Origin of the sequence: Empedobacter sp. UBA7252 (genome assembly GCF_002472765.1) — a bacterium.
Classification (GTDB): Bacteria; Bacteroidota; Bacteroidia; order Flavobacteriales; family Weeksellaceae; genus Empedobacter; species Empedobacter falsenii_B.
The window spans coordinates 1-6,301 of the sequence record NZ_DKSQ01000058.1; the positions used below are offsets into that span (position 1 = coordinate 1).

Genomic DNA, 6,301 nt, shown 5'->3' on the forward strand with positions numbered 1-6,301 from the left:
CACTATCAATACCCATAAATTCAGCTGTTAAAACAAGACTTATGAGTTCTAAATCAAAAAGTTTAGGTCTTCTACGTTGATAAATTAAAAGTGTATCTGTGGAAATTTTTCGTAGAACTTCCAATATTCTTTCGTAATTTGCAAGTAAGTTGTTCATTGTAAATGTTTTGTGGTTAAAGCAATTTACTGATTTTCAATCAAATGAACAACTTTATTATTTAGTAATCAAAATGCACAACGGGTGTCTTATATCTTTTCTTACTACGGAAGTTTTGTTAGGATATCCAATTCTCTTCATAGTCTTATTTTTATAAAATAGGGTAACAAATCTGAACACTATTTTCTATAGAAAAAACGAATGATACATAATTAACATTTTATCCAAATAAGACATACATTGCTTTATTTTTATCAATTATCCATTATTAAATACTTATTAAATGATTAATAAATCTTTTTTTTATTTTTTTTATAAAATTAAAATCGATACTCATTAACAGATAATTTTTATTTGAATTTTATACATTTCAGAAAGTGAAATCACGTTAAAAAATGAAGAATATTTAGGAATATATTAACCTAATAAAAACAAAAAAGGCAACCAATTGGTTGCCTTTTTTATTATAATATTTAAACTGATTAATTAGTCAATTTTGATATTATCGATAACTAAATCATAAGCTTCATCTTTTCCTACTTTTAGTGCAAAAATATTTTCACCAGCAGTTTTTTGAATATCTACTCCTTCAATATTTAGAGTAACAAGCACCCATTCGCCTTTAGTATCAATTTTACCTGTATATTGATTTGCATCAATTGGTGATAAAGATACATTTGAATTCGATAAATCTCCTACATTATATACTACGTATTTTTTATCAGATTTATACACATTTAGTGACAATGATTTCCCAGATGTTCCTTTTACATAAAATGTAATTTTCTTTGGAGTTGCAGGAATTGTATTATTTACAATAGTTGTAAATACGTAATCATTTGCTTTTGGTGTTCCTTTTAAAAGTAATGCATTTGTGTTATCTCTACCAACACCAACTCCGCTAGTTGCATAGGTATCTTTCACTAAGCCAAAAGAGTTAATAGAAGATAAAAAGTCAGCCCAAACATTGAAATCAGAACCTTTGAACAATAAATTTGCTGCTTCGGAATTATTGCCTCCACCTGGATTTTGGCCTCCACCTACATCAAAACGAGGTTGATCAAACTTCACATCATTTGTATCGCGAATAAATACTTGATAAGTTGAATTGTATCGAGAAACTACTACTGTAATAGACCCGCTTTTTTTAGGTAAAACATCTGCATACCATGTTGCGTAGCCAGAGTTACGTAAATCTGTTTCTTTTCCTTTTTTATCCACAATCACTCTATTCACTGTTGCACCTGAAACCCCATACGTTTTATCTCCATCAGGATCACTGAATTGAACTCCCTCTATCGTTACTAATGTATTTAGATTTTCAGGTTTTAAAGCATCTGTTAATGAAGAAACAACTTTTGGTTTAATCGTTTGGATTGCTTCACATGTTTTAACCATATAAGTTGACATGACAGCACTTGGAATACGACCAACAGTATATTGTGGATCTACAGAACCTATTTTCATTACTCCACGATCATTCGCAACTATTAACCCTTTCAAATTAATTTGTACTTGCGCTCCCAATGGATAAGAATTATATAAATTACTTCCGTCAATTTCTATTTGGATACCTGTTGTAGGGTTCTCAACTTTATCTTGTAAAGAAATCGTTTTGAAAAAATTCCCCGTTTCGTCACTAGATATAACATATGCTTGTACGATTAAATCTTCTGCTATTGCTTTATTAGCATCTAATTTTATAGATCCAGCAGTTACTTTAGAAACTAAATCAGCCAAAGAAATATTAGGACTTGGTAAATTACATTCAATTGGAGGTGTTGCATAATCATCATCTTGCACACAAGATTGCGCTGTAAATAAACCTAAGCTTAAAACACCAGCTATTGTTAATTTTGATATTGTATTCATTTTAAATTGTGTTCGTTGTTAATAAAATTAAAATCTGAAATAAATGTTCGCGAAATAAGTTGTTCCCATTCCGTAGAACATTTTTGAACCAAACATACGTTGGTAGTTTTTATCAATTGCATTATTATAATTACCTGTACGCATTTGTTCAAAACCTCCTGTAACATAGTTTTTATTATTCAGTACATTGTTTACTGTTCCTGAAATCCCTGCTGAATATTTACCAATACGGAACGTTTTTCCTAAATTGATATTCAACATAAACTCATCACTAAACTTCTCTTGTTTCAAAACTTCTTTCAATCCTTCTTCTGTTACTCCATTAATTGGAATCCCATTTTGGGTAATAAAATTAATTGTTCTTCTAAAAGGAGCAGGATCTGCATAATTGTTCATTAAATAGTTTCCAGAAACACCAACCCACCAAAATTTAGGATCACGATACTCAGCACCTAAAGTAAATCCTGATTGAGGTCCAGAAGCAAGTTTATAGTTTTCTAAATAAGCAGTTCCATAATTTTTGTAAGGAATTCCATTAATCCCAAATTCATCAGAATATAGGTTATAATCAGGATTGTCTTTGTATACATATTGTCCAATAGCAGCTACGGCAGAAACTGTAAGAACTGGTAAAACTTGCGCTTCTACAGCCAACTCAGTTCCTAAATATTCTTTTCCAACACCTGTCATCACTTCAGAAACAAAAATTTGATCCGAAACACCATCAATATATCCAAAAGCCTTCTCTATCTCATCTTTTGTTCTTGTATAAAAAGCCGTCGCACGAGCTTTGATACGTGGAGCTCTTAAAATATAAGATAAATCACTTGAGAATATTTTAGCACTTTCTATTCCATCAACAGTTACATCATTAAGACGTGCATTTGGAAAAATCTCATCAGAAGTTGGTGCTTCTGTCTGATACATTACATTTGCTTGAATAAAGTTACGTCCATCTAATTTAACTAAAAAGTTAGATTTTACACCAAAGTCTACAAAATCATACGTTTTACTCTTTCCGTAAGAATTGTCTTTATACATTTCATTTTGGAACTTTCCATCACGATAAAACTTCGTTAAAGCAGCTTTCATTCCAACAGTAACATCTAAGTATTTAGATTTAATTTTAGACTGCGCGAACAAATCTGCATAATCACGATTAATTTCGTAGTAATACTCTTGTTTATCTCCTTTCTTAGCAACATAATCAGGATCTAATAAGTTGAAATTATAAAAATGATTAACAGGTAAATTTGTCGTCACATTAAAATCATCTACATTTAATACATATTGTGCTCCTAATAAATCTTGAATCTCACGATACAATTTAGATTTTGTATTTTGATAAGATGCTGCAATTGTTAAATCTATATTTGAAGTTAATTCAGTTTGAAAATTAGTATAAGCCGTAGCTGTTTTATCTTCATTAACATCTGCAGTTAACCAATAAGCCGCTCTTCCTGTCGTACTATTTTCATTCGCACGATACATACTTGCCCAATCTAACTGAGAGATTTGACCACTTCTCCATAATTGCTCTCTTTCTGCGATTGCATCAGCAGACGCTCCATTAAAAGCTAAGTAACTCGGCATATTACGGTAATATGTTGGTGAAGGATTATTTGCTTTAAACCAATCTAAACGAGATCCACTTTCTTTTCCAAATTGATACGAAATAGTTGTCGTTAATTTTGATTTATTATTAATATTCCAATGATGCGTCAACATATTAATAGGCTCAAAAGTTTTCTTTACACGTTCATTACGTTTTTCACCATCTTGCCATCCCCAATAAGAATTATAGTAAATACCTTTCAAATCCACAACTTCTTGTGTATTAGGTGAACCAGTAGAACGACGAGTTGGAGCACCGAAACTAGTTAAGTTTAAAGTATGTTTTTCATTAAACTTTTTCTCAACACCTAAGTAGTAAGCATACGCATCATAAAAAGTACCTTCTATAATACCTTCATCTGCCCAACGTCTACTTCCTGAAACCATAAATGCCCAACCGTTATCCATTAATCCTGTATTGTATGTTGCCATTACACGATTTCTGTATGAACGATTTGTATTAGAATAAGCCAAACTTACTCCTTTACGCATTGTTGAAGGTCGAGTATCAAAATTTGTAACTCCTCCTAAATCTCCAAAAGCATAATTAGAAGGTTCGATTCCGTATGTTAACTCATCTGGACGACGAGTTACATCATTCAAACCTCCCCAGTTATTAAAAGTTGCACGACCATTATCCATTTTGTTCATACGAACCCCATTAAATAATACGTCATTATATTTGTTGTCTAAACCTCTTGGTTTAAACCAATACGAACCTAATTCGTACGCAGAAACGCGAGCAAAAACATCGCGCGAAGATTGTAAAAGTCCTGAATTTGAAGCTGTCGAACTTTCATCATCAGATAATTCATCATCTGTTAATGTAATAATTCCAACTTCTGCTGTATTTGGATTAAATGTTAATTTAATATCACCTAAGTCAAGCTCTTTTTGCCCTGTTACAGTGATTTCTTTTTCATATGGGTCATAGCCCACGCCATAAACTTGTAATTTGTATGTTCCATCCGGAATATCTACAAACTGAAAATAACCTATACGATCGGTGATAGCAGCATCGCTTACTGCTCCTCCGTCCAAACGTACAGTGAGGTTATAAACCTCTTCACCTGTAGCAGCATTTTTTGCTACCCCAGTAACCTTTGTTTGCGCCTGCGCCATAGCGACAGTTGCAGCAAAGACTGAAAGACTTAACAATAATTTGTTCATTCAAACGAATTTTTATTTATAAATTAGCTCTCTATTTCCTTCATCAGAAAAAATAGGACAACAAATTTAATAAATTCATAATTAATAACATATGTTTAAAATTAATAAATCTTTAACTTTATTAATAATTTTTAATTTATTCTTAACGTTAAATGTTAAAGCTCAAAGCAAATATTCAAGTGCAACTGTAGCCTTTTACAATGTTGAAAATCTTTTTGACACCATAAAATCAGTTGGATATGTAAATGGAACTTTACCTTTTAATGACAAAAATTATCACATTCAGATTGCAGAATCTGACATATCGAAGTACGAAACAGAAGAATTCAAACAAAGTTATACGTACGAAAATATAAAAGGAAAGAAAATTATCCGTCCATTAATTCTTCAAGAAGAATTTTTACCAAACGGAAATAAAAGATGGAATACAGAAAAATATTTCCAAAAAGTCAATAATATTTCAAAAGTTATTAGCGAATTAGGCGCAGATGTTACAGGCTCTGCTCCAGTAATCGTAGGTATTTGTGAGATCGAGACAAGAGAAACTTTAGAAGATTTAGCAAAAAGCTCTGCTTTGAAAAAATACGATTATGGTGTTGTTCATTTCAATTCGTTTGATGCTCGTGGAGTTGATACAGGTTTATTGTATCAAAAATCTCGTTTCAAGGTTATTGATGCAAGACCTCATCCAATTTTCAATTATGATGCTGAAGGTAAACGCAAATATACGCGTGATATTCTACAAGTTACAGGTTTATTAGACGGTGAAGAAATCACTTTTTTAGTGAATCACTGGCCTTCTCGTAGTGGTGGAGAAAAAGTTTCGATGCCAGCTCGTATGGAAGCAGCAAAGGTGATGAAAGGAATTTTTGATGAGTTAAAATCTAAAAATCCAAATGCAAAAGTAATTGCAATGGGTGATTTTAATGATGATCCTATTTCTCCAAGTATTAAAAACATATTTGATCCGGCTGGAGAAATTGCTAAAGTTTCGGATAACGGATATTACGATCCTATGTTACCTTTATATAAAAAAGGTGTTGGTACTTTAGCTTATCGTGATGCTTGGAATCTATTTGATCAATTTATCTCAACTTCATCATTGGTTACAAAAAATAAAGATTATTCAACGTATAAAATCTTCAAAACTGAAATTTACAACAAAGATTATTTAAAAGCGACAGAAGGTGCATATAAAGGCTTCCCTAACCGTATGTGGAGCGGCGATACTTATCGTGCAAACGGTTATTCTGACCACTTTCCAGTCTATACAATCTTATTAAAACAAGCAAAATAAAAATGAACAAATTAGAGCAATTATTTAGTCAAAAAAATAAAAACCTCATTACAATATACACAACAGCTGGGTATCCGAATTTATCGGATACCCTTGTTATTTTAAAAGAATTAGATCAAAATAATGTTGACATTATCGAAGTCGGTATTCCATATTCTGATCCTTTAGCTGATGGTCCAACAATACAAGCT

At 31.7% G+C, this 6,301-nt stretch carries 4 protein-coding genes and 1 pseudogene; 2 read left to right on the forward strand and 3 right to left on the reverse strand.

All coding sequences use genetic code 11. The features are described from left to right. The 3 genes and pseudogenes from B2X73_RS15390 to B2X73_RS08270 form a co-directional block, all read right to left on the reverse strand. Positions 1-157 (reverse strand): annotated as a pseudogene (locus B2X73_RS15390) (IS982 family transposase); the annotation flags it as partial. A gap of 486 nt (positions 158-643) precedes the next feature. Further along, the gene (locus B2X73_RS08265) at positions 644-2,029 is read right to left on the reverse strand and encodes a DUF5689 domain-containing protein (RefSeq protein ID WP_291071213.1); all 1,386 of its coding nucleotides are present in this window, start codon (positions 2,027-2,029) and stop codon (positions 644-646) included. Positions 2,030-2,056: 27 nt separating this feature from the next. Then, positions 2,057-4,813, reverse strand: coding sequence for a carboxypeptidase regulatory-like domain-containing protein (locus B2X73_RS08270; RefSeq protein ID WP_291052473.1), 2,757 nt, complete (start codon positions 4,811-4,813; stop codon positions 2,057-2,059). 91 nt (positions 4,814-4,904) lie between these two features. Here B2X73_RS08270 and B2X73_RS08275 point away from each other — a divergent pair, with 91 nt between their 5' ends. Both B2X73_RS08275 and B2X73_RS08280 read left to right on the forward strand, forming a co-directional pair. Beyond that, positions 4,905-6,110: an endonuclease gene (locus B2X73_RS08275; protein WP_291047845.1), complete on the forward strand. Its 1,206-nt coding sequence runs from the start codon at positions 4,905-4,907 to the stop codon at positions 6,108-6,110. A gap of 2 nt (positions 6,111-6,112) precedes the next feature. Further along, on the forward strand, positions 6,113-6,301 hold a 189-nt coding region (locus B2X73_RS08280; protein ID WP_291096206.1), incomplete at its 3' end, for a tryptophan synthase subunit alpha.

Coding starts and splice junctions, on each gene's coding strand:
- B2X73_RS08270 (WP_291052473.1), bottom strand. CDS start 4,813: ATGAACAAATTATTGTTAAGTCTTTCAGTCTTTGCTGCAACTGTCGCT.
- B2X73_RS08265 (WP_291071213.1), bottom strand. CDS start 2,029: ATGAATACAATATCAAAATTAACAATAGCTGGTGTTTTAAGCTTAGGT.
- B2X73_RS08275 (WP_291047845.1), top strand. CDS start 4,905: ATGTTTAAAATTAATAAATCTTTAACTTTATTAATAATTTTTAATTTA.